The 18,990-nt window shown below is 42.8% G+C and carries 21 protein-coding genes; 12 read left to right on the top strand and 9 right to left on the bottom strand.

Going from position 1 to position 18,990, the window contains the following annotated elements:
* Positions 1 to 170: 170 nt before the first annotated feature.
* The 4 genes from BUB11_RS06840 to BUB11_RS26905 all read left to right on the top strand — a co-directional run bounded on the left by BUB11_RS06840 (position 171) and on the right by BUB11_RS26905 (position 2,863).
* A complete protein-coding gene (locus BUB11_RS06840) occupies positions 171 to 590 on the top strand; it encodes a hypothetical protein (RefSeq protein ID WP_073028799.1) in 420 nt (139 codons plus the stop codon).
* Positions 591 to 739: 149 nt separating this feature from the next.
* Positions 740 to 1,057: a DUF5316 family protein gene (locus BUB11_RS28185; protein WP_073028798.1), complete on the top strand. Its 318-nt coding sequence runs from the start codon at positions 740 to 742 to the stop codon at positions 1,055 to 1,057.
* A gap of 196 nt (positions 1,058 to 1,253) precedes the next feature.
* Positions 1,254 to 2,762 carry a sodium-dependent transporter gene (locus tag BUB11_RS06830; RefSeq protein ID WP_073028796.1) on the top strand — a complete coding sequence of 503 codons (1,509 nt, stop codon included), beginning with the start codon at positions 1,254 to 1,256 and terminating at the stop codon, positions 2,760 to 2,762.
* Positions 2,759 to 2,863 carry a methionine/alanine import family NSS transporter small subunit gene (locus tag BUB11_RS26905; protein ID WP_073028794.1) on the top strand — a complete coding sequence of 35 codons (105 nt, stop codon included), beginning with the start codon at positions 2,759 to 2,761 and terminating at the stop codon, positions 2,861 to 2,863. Before BUB11_RS06830 ends, BUB11_RS26905 begins: the two co-directional genes overlap by 4 nt.
* Positions 2,864 to 2,871: 8 nt before the next feature.
* Here the strand turns inward: BUB11_RS26905 and BUB11_RS06820 are convergent, their stop codons facing one another.
* The 3 genes from BUB11_RS06820 to BUB11_RS06810 all read right to left on the bottom strand — a co-directional run bounded on the left by BUB11_RS06820 (position 2,872) and on the right by BUB11_RS06810 (position 4,360).
* Positions 2,872 to 3,672 carry a DUF3102 domain-containing protein gene (locus BUB11_RS06820; protein ID WP_073028792.1) on the bottom strand — a complete coding sequence of 267 codons (801 nt, stop codon included), beginning with the start codon at positions 3,670 to 3,672 and terminating at the stop codon, positions 2,872 to 2,874.
* A gap of 153 nt (positions 3,673 to 3,825) precedes the next feature.
* The gene (locus BUB11_RS06815; RefSeq protein WP_073028790.1) at positions 3,826 to 4,065 is read right to left on the bottom strand and encodes a DUF2922 domain-containing protein; all 240 of its coding nucleotides are present in this window, start codon (positions 4,063 to 4,065) and stop codon (positions 3,826 to 3,828) included.
* A 70-nt stretch (positions 4,066 to 4,135) separates the two neighbouring features.
* A complete protein-coding gene (locus BUB11_RS06810) occupies positions 4,136 to 4,360 on the bottom strand; it encodes a DUF1659 domain-containing protein (RefSeq protein ID WP_073028789.1) in 225 nt (74 codons plus the stop codon).
* A 221-nt stretch (positions 4,361 to 4,581) separates the two neighbouring features.
* On the opposite strand from BUB11_RS06810, the gene BUB11_RS06805 reads away from it, so the two are divergent.
* From BUB11_RS06805 to BUB11_RS06795, 3 genes are all read left to right on the top strand, one after another.
* Complete coding sequence (locus tag BUB11_RS06805; protein WP_073028787.1) at positions 4,582 to 4,839, top strand: AbrB/MazE/SpoVT family DNA-binding domain-containing protein; 258 nt, start codon at positions 4,582 to 4,584, stop codon at positions 4,837 to 4,839.
* Entirely contained in the window at positions 4,823 to 4,966 is a 144-nt protein-coding gene (locus BUB11_RS06800) for a type II toxin-antitoxin system PemK/MazF family toxin (RefSeq protein ID WP_242947474.1), read from the top strand. Before BUB11_RS06805 ends, BUB11_RS06800 begins: the two co-directional genes overlap by 17 nt.
* Before the next feature lie 112 nt (positions 4,967 to 5,078).
* Positions 5,079 to 5,705, top strand: coding sequence for a hypothetical protein (locus BUB11_RS06795; RefSeq protein ID WP_073028786.1), 627 nt, complete (start codon positions 5,079 to 5,081; stop codon positions 5,703 to 5,705).
* Positions 5,706 to 5,801: 96 nt separating this feature from the next.
* Here the strand turns inward: BUB11_RS06795 and BUB11_RS06790 are convergent, their stop codons facing one another.
* From BUB11_RS06790 to BUB11_RS06780, 3 genes are all read right to left on the bottom strand, one after another.
* Positions 5,802 to 6,059, bottom strand: a complete 258-nt coding sequence (locus BUB11_RS06790) for a type II toxin-antitoxin system RelE/ParE family toxin (protein ID WP_073028784.1) — start codon at positions 6,057 to 6,059, stop codon at positions 5,802 to 5,804.
* On the bottom strand, positions 6,034 to 6,336 hold the full coding sequence (locus BUB11_RS06785) for an AbrB/MazE/SpoVT family DNA-binding domain-containing protein (RefSeq protein ID WP_073028783.1): 303 nt from the start codon (positions 6,334 to 6,336) through the stop codon (positions 6,034 to 6,036). The genes BUB11_RS06790 and BUB11_RS06785 overlap by 26 nt, the downstream gene beginning before the upstream one ends.
* 343 nt (positions 6,337 to 6,679) lie before the next feature.
* Positions 6,680 to 8,572, bottom strand: a complete 1,893-nt coding sequence (locus BUB11_RS06780; protein ID WP_073028904.1) for a cell wall-binding repeat-containing protein — start codon at positions 8,570 to 8,572, stop codon at positions 6,680 to 6,682.
* A 343-nt stretch (positions 8,573 to 8,915) separates the two neighbouring features.
* Between BUB11_RS06780 and BUB11_RS06775 the strand changes: the two genes are divergently transcribed.
* The gene (locus tag BUB11_RS06775) at positions 8,916 to 9,788 is read left to right on the top strand and encodes a chemotaxis protein CheV (RefSeq protein WP_073028781.1); all 873 of its coding nucleotides are present in this window, start codon (positions 8,916 to 8,918) and stop codon (positions 9,786 to 9,788) included.
* Positions 9,789 to 9,871: 83 nt separating this feature from the next.
* Here the strand turns inward: BUB11_RS06775 and BUB11_RS06770 are convergent, their stop codons facing one another.
* Positions 9,872 to 10,207: a P-II family nitrogen regulator gene (locus BUB11_RS06770; protein ID WP_073028779.1), complete on the bottom strand. Its 336-nt coding sequence runs from the start codon at positions 10,205 to 10,207 to the stop codon at positions 9,872 to 9,874.
* A 21-nt stretch (positions 10,208 to 10,228) separates the two neighbouring features.
* Positions 10,229 to 11,572, bottom strand: a complete 1,344-nt coding sequence (locus BUB11_RS06765) for an ammonium transporter (protein ID WP_073028777.1) — start codon at positions 11,570 to 11,572, stop codon at positions 10,229 to 10,231.
* Positions 11,573 to 12,025: 453 nt separating this feature from the next.
* Between BUB11_RS06765 and BUB11_RS06760 the strand changes: the two genes are divergently transcribed.
* From BUB11_RS06760 to BUB11_RS06745, 4 genes are all read left to right on the top strand, one after another.
* The gene (locus tag BUB11_RS06760) at positions 12,026 to 12,838 is read left to right on the top strand and encodes a tyrosine-protein phosphatase (protein WP_073028776.1); all 813 of its coding nucleotides are present in this window, start codon (positions 12,026 to 12,028) and stop codon (positions 12,836 to 12,838) included.
* 228 nt (positions 12,839 to 13,066) lie between these two features.
* Entirely contained in the window at positions 13,067 to 14,392 is a 1,326-nt protein-coding gene (locus BUB11_RS06755; protein WP_073028774.1) for a DUF5667 domain-containing protein, read from the top strand.
* 212 nt (positions 14,393 to 14,604) lie between these two features.
* Positions 14,605 to 15,555 carry a hypothetical protein gene (locus tag BUB11_RS06750; protein WP_073028772.1) on the top strand — a complete coding sequence of 317 codons (951 nt, stop codon included), beginning with the start codon at positions 14,605 to 14,607 and terminating at the stop codon, positions 15,553 to 15,555.
* A 257-nt stretch (positions 15,556 to 15,812) separates the two neighbouring features.
* Positions 15,813 to 16,985 (top strand): Fic family protein, encoded by a 1,173-nt coding sequence (locus tag BUB11_RS06745; protein ID WP_073028770.1) that lies wholly within the window; start codon positions 15,813 to 15,815, stop codon positions 16,983 to 16,985.
* 144 nt (positions 16,986 to 17,129) lie between these two features.
* On the opposite strand, the gene putP is transcribed toward BUB11_RS06745, so the two are convergent.
* Positions 17,130 to 18,593: a sodium/proline symporter PutP gene (putP, locus tag BUB11_RS06740; RefSeq protein ID WP_073028769.1), complete on the bottom strand. Its 1,464-nt coding sequence runs from the start codon at positions 18,591 to 18,593 to the stop codon at positions 17,130 to 17,132.
* Between the last annotated feature and the right edge of the window lie 397 nt (positions 18,594 to 18,990).

Below are 18,990 nucleotides of genomic sequence, written 5' to 3'. Positions count from 1 at the left end.
TTACAATTACTAACTTTATATAAATTAGGCAGTTAGTTGATCAAATAGCTGGTATAATATGAGGGTAAGGAGATATTGATTTTGATTCATGAGTCCTCCTTTCCTCCAAGGTACCACCATCCGAATATATATTGCGTGAAGATATATTAATAAAATGGGAGGTGCTGATTATGATAAGAAACATCATAAAGATTGATCCGAAAATGAAAAGAACAGTAAGATGTTCTCAATGTGATAGTCAAAATATTCAGGATTTATTTGAATCAACAGAAGATTGGCTAATGATGAGGAATAGAAGCACAAATGAATTAGTTGGAGTCAATTCCAAGATGTATCAAGAAGCATATGGTTATTTGTTTTGTACGAATTGTCTCCACAATGGCCCACCAATATATTTTGTAAGGGAAGAGCGATTGAACTGGCTGGAATGTAAATGGTGCAACAAAGAAACTGTTCACACAGAAGGTTCATGGGAAAAATTTTCGGGTCGGTTGAGCTTAGAGTGCTCTAGCTGCCGTGCGTTTAAGGTCTATAAGATTTCTGGAACTAATGAGCTTGAAGTGATCAGCGACATGGGTAAGCCATTCTGAGGGAGCGAACCTCGGTGCCAGGAACGAACCCAGAACCCAGTGCCTGACACTTGACACCAGACACCAACTTATCAACTTATTGTTTAGCTTGTGATAAATGGAATTGGGCTTAGTATTCTCTTTTGGGGTGAAGAAGGAGTGAATTGTATATGCGTTCATTATTACCTGGCATAATTATTGGTGTCCTTGGCCTAATTCTTTCCTTTATTTTAGAAAATTCGGATATAATTATGTACAGTCTGTTTATAATTGGATTCATACCAATTATAATATCGGGTTTTATGTCTGGGGCGTATGTAAGTGGTGATAGAGTCAGAGGGAATTATTCCGACTCCAAAGATTTCCACGAACGGTCAGTTATGTCAACCAAATTATTTTTATTCGGGATACCTGTCGTGTTGGCAGCAATAGCTATTCATTTTTTTTTTTTTGAAAAACTCAAAAATTTCGGATTGGTACTTAGATGATTCTATGGTAAAATATACAGGTTGAAAAATTGGTTTTTAGTGTTGTCCGGATTATAGTTAGTATTGCGAATAAGGACGCCTTAACTGTTTCTTGTTGACAAACGAGAAGTTAAGGAGTCCTTTTAGATTGCCTGGACAGGATTAGGATGACTGTAACTACTAAAAACCAAAATAATAATGAAAAGGTGATTAAATAGTGGAAGTCCGTGAACAATGGGGTACAAGAGCCGGTTTTGTTTTAGCTGCCGTAGGGTCTGCTGTTGGGCTGGGAAACATTTGGCGTTTTCCTTATGTAGCCTATGATAACGGCGGCGGCGCATTTTTTATTCCCTACTTATTTGCGCTTTTGACAGCGGGTATTCCTATGCTGATTATGGAGTTTACCATGGGTCATAAGTATCGGGGCTCAGCACCCTTAACCTATCTACGCTTGAATAAAAAGACGGAATGGATCGGTTGGTGGCAGGTAGCTATCGCTTTTGTCATATCTACCTACTACTCGGTTATTGTTGCCTGGGCCATGGCTTATGCCTATTTTTCCCTAGGGCTGCAATGGGGGAACGACCCGGGGGGATTCCTGATGGGGGAATATTTGCAGCGGGTGGATATTGTCAACGGCGCGCCCATTGGTTCGATGGGGTCGATTGTTCCCGGGGTTCTCATCCCTCTGATCCTGGTCTGGGTGATTAGCTTAGCAATCTTATTTAAAGGTGTCAAAAAGGGAATAGAGAATGCAAACCGCATTTTCATCCCCTTGTTATTGGTTATGTTTATCATTATTGTGATTCGCGCCCTGACCCTGGACGGGGCTATGATAGGCCTGGAAGCACTTTTTAAGCCCAATTGGAGTGAAATTGCTTCTCCGAAAGTATGGGTTGCAGCCTATGGCCAAATATTTTTCAGCTTATCCATTGCCTTTGGCATCATGATCACTTATTCCAGTTACTTGCCCAAAGGGGCTGACATTAATAACAATGCTTTTATTGCTGCTTTCAGCAATTCAAGTGTGGAGCTTTTAGCCGGCTTTGGGGTTTTCGCTGCCCTGGGATTTATGGCCAAGCAAGCCAATCTTCCGATTGAAGAAGTGGCAACGGCGGGTATAGGCCTAGCCTTTGTGGTGTTTCCGGAGATTTTAAACTCTTTCCCCGGTTTTAACGGGTTTTTTGGTTTGATGTTCTTCGGCTCCTTAGTTTTTGCAGGGTTATCCTCCTTAATTTCCGTTGTGGAGACCTTTGTGGCTGCTATCCAAGATAAGTTTAATCTGTCCCGGGTCAAGGCGGTGATGATTGGCGGCGGTCTTTCCTCCTTGGTATCCATTTTGTTTGCCACCCAAGGGGGACTGTTCTTCTTAGATGTGGTGGATTACTTTATCAACACCTTTGGGATTGCCTTAGCGGGATTGGTATCCGTTATTACTGTTTCTTGGTTTCTCAAGAAGTTAACCTCCTTCCAAGATCACGCTAATCTCACCTCAGACTTGCGCACCGGTTTGTGGTGGAAGGTCTGCTTACAAATAGTTACTCCGGGGGTCTTAGGGTATATGTTTATATTGAATCTCATGGATAACTTGAAAAGCAATTACGAAGATTACCCCGCGGCGTTTCTGCTCTATTGCGGCTGGGGCGTAGCCCTGGTTGTGATTGTGGTCGGCATTATTATGGCCGCTTTGAAGTGGAGAAAAAATGAAGGAGTGGATGAAGCGTGAGCGGAAGCGCCATTGTCATGATGTCGGTAGGCATTATCGTAATTTGGGGAGGACTGGCAGCAAGTATTTGGCATGCGGTAAAGGCCTCGAAAGAGAAATAAGGGGTATGTCAGATTTTCTCCGTCAAACCTTTCGTTAAAAAATCAAGTACTTTGTTTTTATACACTTCATGGGTATCCGGATCATTGGCAGATAATTCCCTCATTTCCCAGACCAGTTGCTTGAAGGTTTTGTCCAGGTTCTCGTATAAAAAGGCAATTTTATTGGCGCAGGTCTTGTGCTGCGCGGCAGTAAGGTTCTTATTGATCTTTTGGAGGCCTTCGTAAGATGTGCTTTTCTCAAGGGAGTTCAACTTAGTCTCCAGGGTTTGGGCCATGGTCTCCAGCTCTCCTTGGGACTTGCTTAATTGCTCTGCCTTAGTTTTCAGGTTGTTGCGCTCAGTGGTCAGCTGGGTTATTTGGCTATCTTGATCATTCAGGGCTTGCCGGAGATCCGCTTTTTCCTGTAGAGCCTGGTCTCGTTCCTGAAGGGCCTGGCTCCGATCCTTAACCGCCTTTTGCAGTTCGCGGGTAGACAGGCCTTCCGCGTCAATCTCCGCGATGAACTGCGCCCGTTCTTCCTCAGGGACTCCTAAGAGGATATAAGCCTGGGTATAATTCAAATTCGGCAGCTCTTGGTTTCCGTAGGCATTAAAGACGCGCAGCAGCTTTTCGGCGGTTTTCTTGGAATAGCTGCAGGACTCCTCCAGCCATTTGCCCCATTCCCCATAGGGAAGCAGGTCCTTGGCCTCCTTCAAGCGCCGGCCAATCTCTATGGCGCCGGCCAGGAGGGCTTTTCTGGTCTGGTATTTAATGGTGTTTATTTCAGTCGCGATTACGAGGGGCGTGCGATCTGAGGTCAAATCCTTCATAAGGGTGGTCATCTGCCTTTTCTGTTATTTATTTACAGAATATGTAGCCGGATCCATGAGTGTGCTAAACCGAATAAAACAGCCCGTCCGAGAAACGAATGCGCATTCGTTTCTCGGACAGGCCTGACACAATCAAGTTAGGCGAGCTTACATTTATCCTTCAGGTTGCTCATACATGTCTTCCGTTTTTGTATCCACGATCTTTATATCTCTCTTGGAAACCAGTCCTCCACCTGAAGTGAAGAAAATGTCCTTTGCGATGATTTCGTCCATGACGGTTTCGATTTCTGCGGATGTTATACCTTCTTTGGGTTGGTCAAGAGTCATGGTCACCGGTTTGCCTGCGGCGTTGGTAAAGGTCATCCGCAAGACTTTTTTAGTACTGATTGCCATTTCTCGGCACTCCTTTCCTTCTCGAATAGTCTCCTGTCTTCCTTAAACATGAGCATGCCTCCGATGAGCACTAGGCTTCAACAAGGTCGACGCGATTGTCTCTTCGCACTCCGATTAAGGAGTGATCCTGAAGTCCATAAAGGGCGGCAGCGATATCGTAAACATCTTGGTCTGTGGCAGTAGCTCTCACATTAGCGAGGCTGCGCTGTCTCAGTATGGGTGCGCCCTGCGGGGTTTGCCCCGTTTGAAGGGTAATGACTATAACACTGTCTCTGCTGCTGGCTATAACAGCCATAACAATCCAACTCCTTTCTGGAAATAATCAGGACAGAGAGGTTTGTCCCAGGTGTCTGTCCTACTCTATACTATATTAATTTCGGGCGAGGTTTGTTACTATAATTTACCAATTGTTCTATTTTGGGAATATTTTCACAAGGAGAAAAGGAAATGTATCACCATCAACATTGTAACTGTTAATATGTAATTACAATGTAGTTACCAAGAGGAGGGCTTGTAATGGAAATGGATATTATTAAAATTGGTAATTCTAAAGGAATCCGGATTCCACATGCTGTTTTAAGGCAATGTGGTATAGACTCGAAAGTGGAATTGGTAGTGGAAGACAATTGTATCATTATAAAACCGGTGAGCACCCCACGCAAAGGCTGGGCGCAGGCATTGGAACTTATGCACAAAAATAACGATGATGTTTTGTTAATCTCTGAGGAGATTGACAACGAAATGTTGGATGTATGGGATGAACCAAACCATTGAGCAGTGGATTGTATTAGATCAGATTCGGACGGTTGACAAAGCCAGGCTTTGCGATAAAATCGGAGTTTTGGAGGCTGCTGCAATTCTCAATGTGAAATGTACTATCAAGGAAATGTTAGTAGAGTAAAGTGGTTAATCATTATTCTGAACGTTGATAATTTTGATATACTAAATTAAGAGGTAAAATGTAAAGACGTAGCGAATAATCTCTAATGAAGTAACACTAGAGGTGAATCTTAATGAAATTTGCAAAAATACTTATGTCAATTATTCTAGTTCTTACCCTTTCAGGATGTGGAATTTTCAATTCCCAAACTCCGGTTACGACCAATTCTCAAACTCCACCGCCTGAGTCACAAGCATCCGCTTCGCAAGAACAACAAGAACAGACCGCACCAATCAGTCCCACACAATTGACGGATGTTTCGGCTTCCTGGATCGGAGTGGATCAGGATGTATTAGGCCCAAATGAATTAACCATCGATGAAAAACCGGATGGACACTTTCATGTGACTCTTCCCTTCGGTCAACCCTCAGCCGTAAAATCCATATGGATTAGGTATTCTGAATTTGGTAAGTCGTTGAAGTGGGGATGGATATACAATAAAAACCTTCCTCTCAACGGATATGCCATGGCAGTATTAGATAATAGCGGCAAAGCAGTATTGCCACAGAGCGACAATGGATATCGAGTTGATGGATTAACTGATTTTGATTTATATCTCTCGGAACTGGATAATCAAAATGGCCGAGATACCTTGAAGTTCGAAGAAGGACAAACCTTTAATCTCGAGATTGATTACGTCACTCAGAATAATGTAGAACAGCAATTTAATTCCTTGGTTAAAATTACGGCAACCAAATAGGGGCGTTTTACTATACAGATGTGAAAAGAGAGAAGCTGCATTTTCAAACTGCAACTTCTCTCTTATTTGTAATATTCGTTGGAATTTAATTCGATATTATAAATTCTTTAGAATATCATGATGTCCCACTGCACGTAAAACGATAGTATCGCTGGTTCTTTCAAAGATGATTCTAATATCCATATTAGCATAAGCTTCAATAAATACAGTTCCTTCAAGTTTATGAGTTTGCAATAAAGGATGCCTGGGATTTTCGGCCAAAAATCGAAGGGCTTTAATCGTCTGCTTTTGCTCTTTTGGAGACAGAAGTGAGAAATAAACGTTAAAACTATTTGTCTTGATTATTACTGGCATTAACAAGTTCCTCCAAATCTTTAATAGCATCCTCCATGCTTTCAAAAGATTTGTAGTTTCCATTATCTAAATCCTGCTGACTTTGTTGCATTTTCTCTTGCCATTGTTCTGTCCAAAAATACTTTTGCTTTTTATCAACCCATTCAATGGGTCTTAAAAAAATACCATCATCCTTTTTTTCGATTAGGATATAATCTCCCTCATTCAGATTAATATCTTTAGCAATTTGTGCCAGACTTACAAGCATTCTTTTTTGTACTTGTTGAACATTAGCCATAATATACTCACTCCTTCAGCTGAGGTGTAATTACAGTTTAGCTTAAAAATATCCGTATTGCAAATTATAAGCTTGTTCAGCTTCTTCCTTTATCTCGTGACGTGATGCCCATAAAATGGTATAATGCTTCCGAAGAGAGACTTGATTAATGCAGGGAAATTAATTCTAAAAGCACTTTTTGAGAATATTTAGCCACCTCCGGCTGGTACAATCAAACCAATGATGAAATGAGTATATTAATCAGAAATTCGCCCAAATTTTCAATAACTGAAAATCTGGGCGAATTTTCTGTACCGCGTATTTGTTCCGCCGTTTACCTTTTATTTATGCCTATCCATTAGCTCTAGATACTGAAATCCTTCTTGTCTAAATCATCATAATAGGATTTGATTGGGCTGTAATCAGGGGTATAGTTTTCGTCTTCAACAAGGGGTTCGTTATCGTCTAAGTAAAGAGTGGTTAAGTTTACAAGCCCTTTTAGGGGGGTGAAGTTGGTAATGTTATTGTCAGATAGATCAAGATAGGTGAGGGAGGTTAAAGTTTTTAGAGCGTTGACATCTTTAAGACCATTATCGTTCAGCTTCAGGGTTTTTAGCTTGGTAAGCTTAGTTAGTGCAGTAATATTGGTGAGTATATTATCGCCAGCATCAAGGGTTTTCAAGTTTATAAAGTTCTCTAACCCGCTTAAATTGGCGATGTCGTTATTGCTAATGTTTAAGGTAGAAATATCGATTATATCACTCTTATAGATTGATTCAGACCTGCTCTTATGCAATTTGCGTCGTATGGCATCATGTAACTCCGGATCAGTAAAGGTGATTTTCACATCTTCGGAAACTTTGAGGGCTAGACTGACTTTTTGAGTTAAGCCGTCAACGGTTCCTTGAAAGGTGTAACTTCCGGCCTTATTTAAGGGGACAATATTGCTGTTCCAGGTTACAGGATATGTTTCTGTGCTTCCATCGCTCATAGTCACTTCTATGGTATCAGGAAAATCATAGGATTCCCCCAGGATGATTTCAGCACTAATATTCGTCACTTTCGATACTTTGGGATAGATGGTTAATTTCAGATAAACGCTGTCGCTGTAGTTTTTTATCTGACCAGCGAATTCATAAGTTCCGGACTTTAGGGTATGGACTGAGGACAGACTCCAGGTGACAGGGACTTCTTCGGTCAATCCGTCTGTTTTTACGACGGTAACCGTTTTAGGGGGGGTGTATTTTTGCTGTTCTTGAATACTGTCAGTAACGTCAATCACTGAATCAATCTCGGCAGGGAGTTCAGCGAGGGATGATTCCGTTGAACTGCTAATAACACTTGTGCCTCCTAAGATTTTGAAATGGGATATAATTTTAGATTGGATATAGGTAAGAGTTGGGTAAGGAATCGTATCGCCATCGAATAAAATCAGGGGGTTCTTACCCTTTTGTGCTAAGGCGGAGGCGGTGAGGCCATCAGGAAAAGTTCTGCCTGTGGCGACGTAAACCGTGTCAAAATTCAGAGTGCTTGAAAACTGGTCAACCAGCTTAATATTTCTGTCATAAGGGTCTGAACCATAAATCAGCTCCGGATCAGTAAATTGGCTGATCACGTTGTCGCTTAAATCATAGTACCCTGTCACAATAATAGTGGAGGGGATTTTACTCTTAGCTAAGAAAGTTTTCTGGGCAGCCGTAAGATCCTGAGCCGGTACCAGGATGATGGGCATTTGATTGGCGGCTGCAATGGGTCCTAGAGATAAAGCATCGGAAAAATTTGCACCGGATGTTACAAAAACTCCCTTACTTAATCCGACTGATTGGGCTACGATGATGGATGTTTCATATAGATCATTGCCGGCAAGTCTCTCGGTGGCTATTTTCAGTAAAGAAAGCTGCCTTTCCACATCTCTGGAGATGACCGCTTGTCCTCCGATTATGTAAACTTTTTTGACCTTTAGACGTTTCAACTCGGCTTCGGTGTCAACATTTAAGGAGTAGGTACCTGTCAATAAGATGGGGGCATTATATTTACCCGATAATGGACCTGCACTCAAGGCGTCGGGAAAATCCTCGCCAAAGGCAAGAATAGCAGAATCTGATCCGGCAGGCCAGCCATTTTGACTGATGGCAACAGCTGTTTGATATTTATCATAGCCTGAAATTCGTTCCGATGTGGCGGCACTCGCTATAGGCGCGTAAGCGAAGACAAGAATGCTTATTAGGAAAAAGCTGAGAATAAAGTGTTTTTTCATGATCAAAATGATCGTCCTCCTTTTCCTATTATTTCTCGAAATATTGACTAATTCCTTCTTTTAATTTAAATAAATCCGATTTATCAATTCCGAGACACCCACTTCTTTAAGTGGGTGTTCCGATTTCTACTTCGGTGGGGGTAGAATCCCCTACCGAAGCCCCGATGTTCAGCTTTAGCTGAACAAGTTCACTCTAGACAAGAAAGGATCTAAAGTGTGGGGGAGGGAAAATTAAATAACTTATAAATTGATTTAATATCTATCATTTTAGACTCAATATGTTAAAATGGTACTAAATATTTAGAAATTTGTCGGACGTTGATGATTTTAAGGAGGTCTTTATTTGAAGCAAGATATTCTTTTAGAGAGTGGTATTAATGAATTAGAAATCGTTATCTTTAAAGCGGGGAACAGTGTGTTAGGTGTTAATGTTGCCAAGGTTGAATGCATTCTTACCCACCAACCTATTACTGATGTTCCAAATTCCAATAAGAATATCAGCGGAGTCATTAACTATAGAGGGCGGGTTATTCCTGTTTTGGACTTAATTAAAACCCTCAAGCAAAATTGTCCTAAAACTTCGAAGGAAAGATTATTAATCCTGATTAATATTAACAACAGTGATTTTGCTGTTGAGGTAAGTTCTGTCAGTGGGATCAGGAGACTGTCCTGGAAAGAAATTGAGACACCCTCCTCAATTCTCCTCAGTCAAAATGAAACCCCAATAACAGGAATTGTGAAGGCTGAAAACGATGAAATTATTTTAATGCTGGACTTTGAAAAAATACTGGGAGATATTGATCCTTCCTTGGCCTTGAAAGAATCCAGCGCCACCAAAGGACTGGAAGGGAAAAAACTTGTGGTGGCAGAGGACTCGACCTTCTTATTAAAAGTCGTTAATGAGTCTCTGTTAAAAGCCGGGGCCACTGTGGAGAAGTTCGGCAATGGCCAGGACGCTTTAACCTTCCTGGAGAATAGTTCTTTAGACGAAATATATTGCGTTATTACAGATATTGAAATGCCGGTTATGGATGGTTTAACCTTAACAAAGCAAATAAAAAGTAATTCCAGATTAAAACAGATCCCTGTTATTTTGTTTTCTTCGATTGCCAGTGAAGGGTTAGCCCATAAGGGCTTAAGTGTGGGTGCCGATGCCCAAATTACCAAGCCTGAAATCGACAAGCTGGTGGAGATGGTGATCAATATTAGAAAATAGGCTTTAAGTCTCTTGGCAAAGAAGTAAAGAGTAGGGGATGTAACTGAACTTGTTTTCAAGTTTGTTACATCCCCTACTCTTTTTCATTGTACATTTCCGCAGTCACCGGAGCGAATTCTGACAGCACTCTCTATATCGGAAACAAAAATCATACCATCGCCGATTTCTCCGGTTTGTGCTGCTTTGATTATTAGGTCAACGACATAATCGACAAATTCATTCCTCACGACTAGCTCAATCTTTGTTTTGATAAAGAAGTTATTCGTGATTGTGTATCCTCGGTAGATCTCGGTTCTTCCTTTTTGTAACCCACACCCTAAGGCGTTGGTTAGAGTCATCCCTTTAAATCCAAATTGTCCGATTGAATCTCGAATAGCTTTTAATTTTGAGGGATAGACGATACATTCAATTCTTTTCATGATTGAATCCCTGCGTAAGCATTAAAGATTTACAGAAGGTGCCTTCATTTCAAAGCCTGAGTAGGCTTCCATACCGTGTTCGCCGATATCTAAGCCCATGACTTCCTCTTCTTCGCTGACGCGTAAGCCAAGGGTTGCTTTAATGATGCCGAAAAGAATCAGAGAAGTGACTGCTGTCCAAGCGAAAACTGAGGCTACACCAATAAGTTGAGTGATTAATAAGGCACTGCCTCCTCCATATAAGAGGCCTCCGTCCACGGCAAAGGCTCCGACCATAATTGTCCCAAAACAACCACAGACTCCATGGACGGAAATAGCTCCGACGGGATCGTCAATCTTAAGGACTTGGTCGATAAATTCAACGGAAAGAACAATTAAGATTCCTGCCAAGGCTCCGATGACGGCTGCTCCAAGGGGATCTACCGCTAAACATCCTGCTGTGATGGCTACTAAGCCGGCTAAAGCTCCGTTTAAAGTTAAGGAAACATCGGGTTTCTTATACTTAAGCCAGGTGAAGATCATCGTCATTGCTGCACCTGCGGCAGCTGCCAGGTTTGTGTTCAAGGCAATTTTACCGATATCTGGGTTTGTTCCGGAGAGGGTACTTCCCGGGTTAAAGCCAAACCAACCAAACCAGAGGATAAATACGCCGAGAGCGCCCAGGGTGATATTGTGTCCCGGAATGGCATGGGATTTACCGTCTTTGGTGTATTTGCCAACCCGCGGTCCGATGAGAAGGGCACCGATCAAAGCGGCCCAACCGCCCACGGAGTGAACGACTGTCGATCCTGCAAAGTCTATCATGCCCCGTTCCATCAACCAGCCTCCGCCCCAGATCCAGTGTCCAACCACAGGGTAGATGATGGCGCTGATGACAAAGCTGTAAATCATATAAGAGATGAATTTAGTGCGTTCGGCCATTGCCCCTGAAACGATGGTGGCTGCCGTTGCTGCAAAGACAGTTTGGAAGAGGAGGAAGGCGGGAAGAGGGATCGATAATCCCAAGTGCTCAAAGGTATCGGACATACCGAAGCCGGTTGTGCCGAAAAGTCCTGCTTTGTCTATTCCAAACATGATGGCAAATCCAAATAGCCAGTAAATTATTGAGCCAATGGAAAAGTCCATTAAGTTCTTCATGATAATATTGCCTGCGTTCTTGGCCCGTGTAAATCCTGCTTCGACCATGGCGAATCCGGCTTGCATGAAAAAGACGAGAAATCCGGCAATTAGAGTCCAGATAGTATCGATAGCGATGGCGTTGCTTTCAACGGTAGGGTCGGCTCCTAAGGCAACCCCTGGGATCGCCAGGAGTAAAGCGGTCATGATAGTGAGGATAATTCCTTTGTTTACAGATTTTGTTTTCATTTTTCTTTTCTCCTTTCAAGTCGTGTATTTTTATGTTAAACAAAAAGCGCCTACGGGTAGCAGTACTTCTACCCATAGGCGCCATTGCCTAGCCATTAACCATTTAAACAGAAAGTGCCCTCAGGTTTCCCTGAGGGCATCTTTGACCTCAACACGTTTAAACAGGATTAATGATTTGACTCTATAGTAGCACTTCTTTAGAGAATGGGGAATAGGTTTTTGCCATGAATCCTGTATTCATAATTGTAGAGAGTTGTTTTCAAATTGAGAATAATTGAGGGCAGGCAAGCAGGGGTATTACTTTTAACAAGCGAATGATTTTCGTATGTGGTAGAATAATCTTGGATATTTTCAGGTAAGGTTAATGTTTCTGTTTCTGTTTCTGTTTCTGTTTTGAGACCTGAAACAAATCAAGGTTCACTAGGGTATATAACCATATTAGGGAGAGTTTAGATGATAGATATCCATAGCCACATCCTGCCCGGGCTTGATGACGGGGCCAAAACCATGGAAGAAACTCTGGGAATAGTTAGGCAGTTGCAACAGTCGGGTTTTAAGACTCTGATTGCCACCCCCCATGTCTTGGAAGACAATTTTTTGTCCCCGGCAGACATTCTGGCTTATACAGAACAGGTGCGCACGCGGGTTGCGGAAGCCGGAATTCAGATTGAGATCCTGCCGGGTTCTGAGAACTATATCTTCCCGGAGATGGGGAAGTGGGCATGTGACGGGAAACTGATGACCTTAGGAAACACGGGTAAGTATATTCTGGTAGAGCTTCCAATGCTCGAAATTCCTCAATATACGGACCAGGTGTTTTTTGAATTACAAGTTAATGGGCTGACACCGGTTCTTGCCCATCCGGAACGTAACAGAAAGTTAGTTGAGGCTCCGGAGCGTTTGCTGGAGTGGGCCAGAAAGGGGATTTTCTTTCAGCTGAACTTAAGGAGCCTGGATGGGCGTTACGGCCCTCAGTCCAAGGGTTTAGCTGAAATGCTGCTCGATAGTAATTTAATTCACTTTATAGGGTCTGATGCACACCGTGTGTCCCGAAGAGAGTCAACTTATCCGGAGACACTTCGGAGTGTCAGGGAACTGGTTGGCGAGAGCAGGTTCCGGGAACTGACGGTGACTAATCCCCAAAATATCCTTAGGGGGCAGGGGATGCAGTACAGCGGAGAGTGTGTTCTTATTGAGCCGGTTAAGAAGAGAAAACAAAGGTTTTGGAAGCGGCTAAAAGCAGCTTTTAGTAAAGGTCGATGTTGAAAACAGAGCGCTAACAATGTCATTCTGAGGATAGAAGGTTTGGGTTGAGTTATCTGGGGTTATATTTCTGAAATGAGAATTTAAGGGATAATGTGGTGGGTTTAAAGTACTGATTTTCTAGTCCATTCGTCCTGACCTTAGGAAATAGGCTTGTTGGAGCATTTGGCGGAGAGTATAATGCGAAAATAAGATGGATTTCTTAATGGGCCTTAAGAAGGAGTGAATTGGATGAATATACTAAAGAAAAAACTTGCCTTAGCGTTAACCCTAGCTCTCTGTGTCATGCCCCTTACTGCCTCGCTAGCTCTAGCTGAGACGGATGGGGACTTGAATGCACCCGTTGCAAATTTGGAAACTGCCCCCGTCGCAGAGAATGAGGTAAGTGAACCTGCATCGGATACTGAAGCGACCACTGATCCTGAAGTAACTGAAGAGACTGAAAGTAACACTGAACCTGAGGATACCGCGGAAACTGACGCCGGTGAGGTGCCTGACGGCTCGGAAAATGCTGAGGAGGATCTTCCTCCGATTCTTGATGAAAACGGAGAGGTTGTTTCACCTGGTACACTTCCGGATTCTCCTGTTTATTGGTTAACGACACTGATCGAGAAACTTCAAGTAGCTCTCACATTTGATCCGGTAAAGAAAACAGAGCTCCTAGAGGACCAAGCCCTAGAGAGAATTGCAGAAGCTGGGGCATTGATTGAGCAGGGAGATACTGAGGAAGCCGAAGGTGCGATCACTGCATATACGGAAAAGATTGCTGAAGCACAGGCTTTTCTGGCCTTGCTTACAGAAACAGATTCCGAGACGACAGTAAAACTTGAGACTGCGCTCAGTAAAACTCATGCCAATAATATTCAGACCTTGGGCGGGCTCTTAGAAAAGCTTCCTCCCCAAGCTGCTCAAAAGGTAGCCCTCAACGTTGTTCGTTCAATGGAAAAGAGCATCACCAAAATGGATAAAAAGGATCAACTAATGGTCGCTAAAGAATTAAGGAAAGCGACCAAAGGGTTAGAGGACAGTGAATTAAGCGAGGAAGATCAAGCGGCTTTAGAAAACCTCGATCAAACTCTTGAAGGGGAGGATGATCAGTCAGAGGAATTGGATGGAGTTGCGGTTGCCTCGGGTGAAACCCTTAATACTATGGCTTTAACGACGAGTGCTTTACCGGATGCTGATGCAGAGAAAAGTAAAGTATTGAAAGTAAAATCAGAAGCTAAAGCAGAACTTAAGTCGGCCAAGCAGCAGGGGCAAACACTAGAATTAAAAGGCGAAAGTGAAAGTTTGCCTAAAGAAGAGCTGAAAGAATCACCTGAAGAGAAAGCCAAATCTGAAGAGAAATCTAAAGATGAAGCGAAAGCTCAGGAACAAAAAGTGATAGAGCAGAAAGCTCAGCAAGAAGCTAAGCTTAAGGCAGAACAAGAGAGTGGGTCAAAAGAAAAAGATGCGAGTTTGGATAACGCATCTAAGAAGCCGGAGGGAGAGAAAACTCAAGCGAAGGCTCCCAAAGAACGAGATAAAGGAGACAAATCAGGGAGTAAGGAAAGATAGACCAACTCCATAAAACTCACCCCCGGCTTCGGATCAGTATTATTAGATCCTGAACCCGGGGGTCTTTTGTCGTAATTTGTTGGATAATAAAGGTAAAAAAATTCCCGAGAACCCCCCTAAATACTTCCTGACCTGCGAATTACTTAATGAGAGGCAATATTTGGTTCGTCTAAATTAAGGCCTCGCATGATATTTATGGGGAGGTAGAACAGTTGAAAAAGATTATTGGAAAATTAGTACCTATTGCCTTAGTTACATTCTTGGCTCTTCCGGCGGCAGTCCAGGCTAAAGGAGTGGAGGACTTCAAGATTAAGGGCCATGGGAATGACAAAAGCTATCACAATTCCTATATGAAGGCTAAATGGAGTCGGTTCGAGGTTCAGCTGCAAGGGGATGATGGAGAAGGAGAAGTCATCAAAATCATTGATAATAACCCGGTCTTTGATTATGAAATTGCTGGTGAGGAAGACAATGGAAGTTTAGCCAACGGAGATTCCGTGATAATTAATGTAATTAACCGTGGCGGAAATATTGTTAAACGACTCAATTATTCCATTGAGGGCCTAGAAGTAGTGGACGAAGACGATGACGATACAGATTCGATTAATCTCAATACTACCGGTCGGGATCTAGACACAACCTATGGGGCTCTTAGGTTATTAAATTTCAATAACTTAGCCAGTGGTGCCGAAGTCTATTTAACCAATGCTCAAGAAAAGCTGGGCACGACTAATCGTACTCAAATCGATTTCTACCGCGGCACGACGACGGATGATGAAAAGCCTCTCGGGGAGTGGGAAGAGCGCAATAAAGTGCGCTTCGGCTATGATGCAGAGGACGGCCAGGTTTGGGTTGAGCTGAATGCTGAATATGAGTACCGGGCAGAGTATAGTACTACAAAGGATGCGGATTTCGATGCGATTCAGTTTATGCTCTTGAATCGGGAGTCTGATTCGGTGGTAAAGCTCGAGAATATCAAGGTTAATGGGAAGGCGATTCCTGATACAGTTCTCATCGGAGATTCTGACTGGCCGAAGTGGAATCTAGAGGGGGATATTCAGAACTCTCACGGGAACTTTGTGGTAGAAGCGGAACTTGTGATCAAAGGAGATCAACCGAAGGGTGAGATTAATAAGTTAGAAGTGGTCTTTGGAAAGAAGTAGCGATAAATAAATAGATGGATAGATTGATAAATAGATAGATAGATAGATAGATAGCCACAAGATAGGAAAAGACAATGAGAACGCTCCCTCTAGTGATAGTGGGGGCGTTTTCTTGTCTTTTAGTGGGGATAAGTAGGACATGTGTGAAGTGTTAATGGACATAGAATACTGGAGGATAGGGTTTATACTTAAAATTTTGTGATATACTGTAATTGATAGTTATTGATACTAAATTATATCACTATCTGGAGGGCGATATGGAATTAAAAACCTTTACAGAGATGTTCAACGATAAGAATGCACTGGATTTTACTAAGCTTAAGTATAAATTTGGAGAGGATAATCTGGTGGGATATTTAGATACCCTTAATGGGAGTTTTTATCATAAGCTCCCTTTGCAGGATTTTAAGGGTAATTCCATTGTGTTGCTTCCTTCCAAAATCAACATGACGATACAGATGACAAAAACCCTCTCAGCCTCTTATTCAGGTGAAAAGTACAGTATACAGGCAATGGAGGATGAGATTATTTCCACTCTTTCCATTGAGCAGATTGTATCTTCAAGGGAGAGCGTAAGGAGGATTTTAAATGGCGCAGCGCCTGAAACAAGTAATGATAACAAAGTTTATGGTATTAAGCGGGGCTTAGATTTCATTGCGGATCCTTCGAATAAAATTACAGAGGAAAATCTATATCAACTGTACAGACTTGCGGTGGGGGATTTTTTAGACGACAAGGATAGATTGATGTTGGATAGGAAATATCGTCACGAAGCAGTGTATGTGGTTGGGCAAAAGATCGAGCATCAGGGGCTGGATCATCAGCAACTTCCAAAGTACATTGGGAATATGATCGAGTATATCCAGTGCGATGATAGCTTAGATCATATTTTGAAATCAATTATAATTCATTACTATTTTGCCTATCTGCACCCCTATTTTGACGGCAATGGAAGAATGTCACGATTGCTGCAACTATGGTATCTGGTACAAAAAGGCTATACCTCTTCCTTGTTTATTCCGTTTTCGTCCTATATCAACGAAAGTAAGAGTTTGTATTATAAGGCCTTCACTCTGATTTCGGCTAATTCAAAGCTGTCCAAAACCGTAGATGCGACGCCCTTTGTGAGCTTCTTTATAAGTAATGTTTTTACTAAGTTTCAGAAAAGAGAGGAGCCCACAAAGGTAATCGAAGAATTCAATATACTGCTTAAAACAGGTGAAATTACTGCTAAGGAGAAGGATTTATTTCATTATGTACTGTCTGCCTACGGGACTAATGAATTTTCAACCAAGCAGTTGGAAAAGGATTATAAAAACTCCGCTTATGCAACTATCAGAGCGTTTGTCCTCAAGCTCGAAAGCAAAGGGTTGCTAGTTTCCCAGAAATATGGGAGCAGGATACGTTATAGAGTAAAGTATTCGGAGTAGGTTAGGGACAAGGGGGCGTTCTTAGGCAAAAGTGACAAAAAGACAAGAGAGATAAAAGAGATAAAAGAGGACGGTTCTTTGTTCCGTAAATGGAGCAAAGAGCCGTCCCTCTTTTTCTTAACTGTTCACTTCTCATGGATAGTCCTAAATTCTATCAATCTTTAGTTTGCATTGTTCAAACTCGGCTTGCATTTTTTCTGATGGTTTAGCCGTGAGCAAGCTAACCGCGACAATGGCAATCAGGCAGGCGAAGAATCCCGGGACCAGCTCATAAAGGGTGTTTTTAAGGAAGGGGAAGCGGGTCCAGATAATTACTGTGGCGGAACCGGCAATCATTCCGGCTAAAGCACCCCATTTGTTCATCCTTTTCCAATACAAGCTTAAGAGAATGACCGGTCCAAAGGCTGAACCGAAGCCTGCCCAGGCATAACCCACTAAGCCGAGAATGGTGTCACTGCGCTGATAGGCAATCAGTGTGGCGACGACTGCCACAATGAGAACGCATAAGCGACCCACCAAGACCAGTTCTTTGTCCGTCGCTTCCCGGCGAAACAGGCTGTATAGATCTTCTGTCAAAGAGCTTGAGGTGACAAGGAGTTGGGAAGAGATGGTACTCATAATAGCGGCTAAGATTGCGGCTAAGAGGAAACCGGTAATAATCGGATGAAAGAGCAATTTACCTAACTCGAGGAAGACGGTTTCCGGATCGGCAAGTGTCATGCCCTTGTTGGCAAAGTAAGCGATGCCGAGCAATCCGGTCAACATAGCGCCAACGACGGAGAAAACCATCCAAATCATGCCGATTCGACGGGCTTTTACTATCTCTTTAATTGAAGAGATGGCCATGAAACGAATGATGATGTGTGGCTGTCCAAAATAGCCTAAACCCCAACCAAAGAGGGAGATAATACCTAGAAAGGTTGTGCCTTTGAAGAAGTCCAGGTAGGCTGGATTGATGCTGTGGATAGTATTGATGGAATGTTCAAATCCTCCTGTAGCCTGAATTGTAACGAGGGGAACCATTATTAGGGTAGTGACCATGATGAGGCCTTGGACAAAGTCGGTGATACTGACGGCTAAGAAACCTCCGAATAAGGTATAAGCTACGACGACTCCTCCGATAACCCAAAGTCCGGCATGATAATTTACATTAAAGGAGTTTTGAAATAGAACTGCCCCTGAAACGAGGCCTGAAGAGACATAGAAGGTGAAAAAGACAATAATGACAAGGCCTGAGACAAGCCGCAAGACTCTGGAACTGTCTTCAAATCGGTTACCTATGTAGGCCGGGATTGTGATGGAGTTGTCAGCAAGCTCTGTGTAGGCGCGCAGACGGGGAGCAACATACAGCCAATTGCAGTAAGCTCCCAGTGTAAGACCAATGACGATCCAAGCGGCGCTGATTCCCTGGGTAAACATGGCGCCGGGAAGCCCTAACATGAGCCAACCGCTCATATCCGAGGCTCCGGCACTTAATGCCGTTACAGCAGGACCAAGATTTCGTCCCCCCAACATGTAATCTGAGAGGTCAGTGGTGCGTTTGTAGGAGTAGTAGCCGATACCCAGCATACCTGCCATGTAAATAATAATTGCTATTAATGATTCCAAGTCCCATTTCCCCCTTTATTATGCTTTGTATTTTTGCGTGGGCTAAGTTATTGTACCATATTAGGGACAGGAGGAAAAAGATGATTAAGATGTTATGGATATGGTATGATGTGGATATAATTTAAGAGGTTCTAGTATAGTAATTGGTACCTCCTTCGCGCGCCATGTGTTCCTATTGGGAAAGGTGTTCGGCGATAGTCTATCCTACGCCGATAGGCATTCCTGGACTGCGGCTTCGGCGATAGTCTCCACTGGAGACTATCGTACCGGAGACTATGTAACCGAAGTAGAATGTGGAAAACCCACTTGAAGAAGTGAGAGTCTCGGAATTGATAGATATAATTAGGAAATAAAAATAAGCCCTTGAAGGGCCCAGTGCTGTGAAGAAGTTCTTGGA

The sequence above is a fragment of the Desulfosporosinus lacus DSM 15449 genome (assembly GCF_900129935.1).
Taxonomy (GTDB): domain Bacteria; phylum Bacillota; class Desulfitobacteriia; order Desulfitobacteriales; family Desulfitobacteriaceae; genus Desulfosporosinus; species Desulfosporosinus lacus.
This window is presented reverse-complemented; position numbering and strand designations above follow the sequence as displayed.

Bases quoted from the DNA above. Each gene is read 5' to 3' on its own strand.
- BUB11_RS06805 (WP_073028787.1), top strand. From the start codon at position 4,582: ATGGAAATGGATATTATTAAAATTGGTAATTCTAAAGGAATCCGGATT.
- BUB11_RS06800 (WP_242947474.1), top strand. From the start codon at position 4,823: ATGAACCAAACCATTGAGCAGTGGATTGTATTAGATCAGATTCGGACG.
- BUB11_RS06790 (WP_073028784.1), bottom strand. From the start codon at position 6,059: ATGCCAGTAATAATCAAGACAAATAGTTTTAACGTTTATTTCTCACTT.
- BUB11_RS06795 (WP_073028786.1), top strand. From the start codon at position 5,079: ATGAAATTTGCAAAAATACTTATGTCAATTATTCTAGTTCTTACCCTT.
- BUB11_RS06780 (WP_073028904.1), bottom strand. From the start codon at position 8,572: ATGAAAAAACACTTTATTCTCAGCTTTTTCCTAATAAGCATTCTTGTC.
- BUB11_RS06820 (WP_073028792.1), bottom strand. From the start codon at position 3,672: ATGAAGGATTTGACCTCAGATCGCACGCCCCTCGTAATCGCGACTGAA.
- BUB11_RS06770 (WP_073028779.1), bottom strand. From the start codon at position 10,207: ATGAAAAGAATTGAATGTATCGTCTATCCCTCAAAATTAAAAGCTATT.
- BUB11_RS06745 (WP_073028770.1), top strand. From the start codon at position 15,813: ATGGAATTAAAAACCTTTACAGAGATGTTCAACGATAAGAATGCACTG.
- BUB11_RS06755 (WP_073028774.1), top strand. From the start codon at position 13,067: ATGAATATACTAAAGAAAAAACTTGCCTTAGCGTTAACCCTAGCTCTC.
- BUB11_RS28185 (WP_073028798.1), top strand. From the start codon at position 740: ATGCGTTCATTATTACCTGGCATAATTATTGGTGTCCTTGGCCTAATT.
- BUB11_RS06760 (WP_073028776.1), top strand. From the start codon at position 12,026: ATGATAGATATCCATAGCCACATCCTGCCCGGGCTTGATGACGGGGCC.
- BUB11_RS06765 (WP_073028777.1), bottom strand. From the start codon at position 11,572: ATGAAAACAAAATCTGTAAACAAAGGAATTATCCTCACTATCATGACC.
- BUB11_RS06840 (WP_073028799.1), top strand. From the start codon at position 171: ATGATAAGAAACATCATAAAGATTGATCCGAAAATGAAAAGAACAGTA.
- BUB11_RS06815 (WP_073028790.1), bottom strand. From the start codon at position 4,065: ATGGCAATCAGTACTAAAAAAGTCTTGCGGATGACCTTTACCAACGCC.
- BUB11_RS06785 (WP_073028783.1), bottom strand. From the start codon at position 6,336: ATGGCTAATGTTCAACAAGTACAAAAAAGAATGCTTGTAAGTCTGGCA.
- BUB11_RS06810 (WP_073028789.1), bottom strand. From the start codon at position 4,360: ATGGCTGTTATAGCCAGCAGCAGAGACAGTGTTATAGTCATTACCCTT.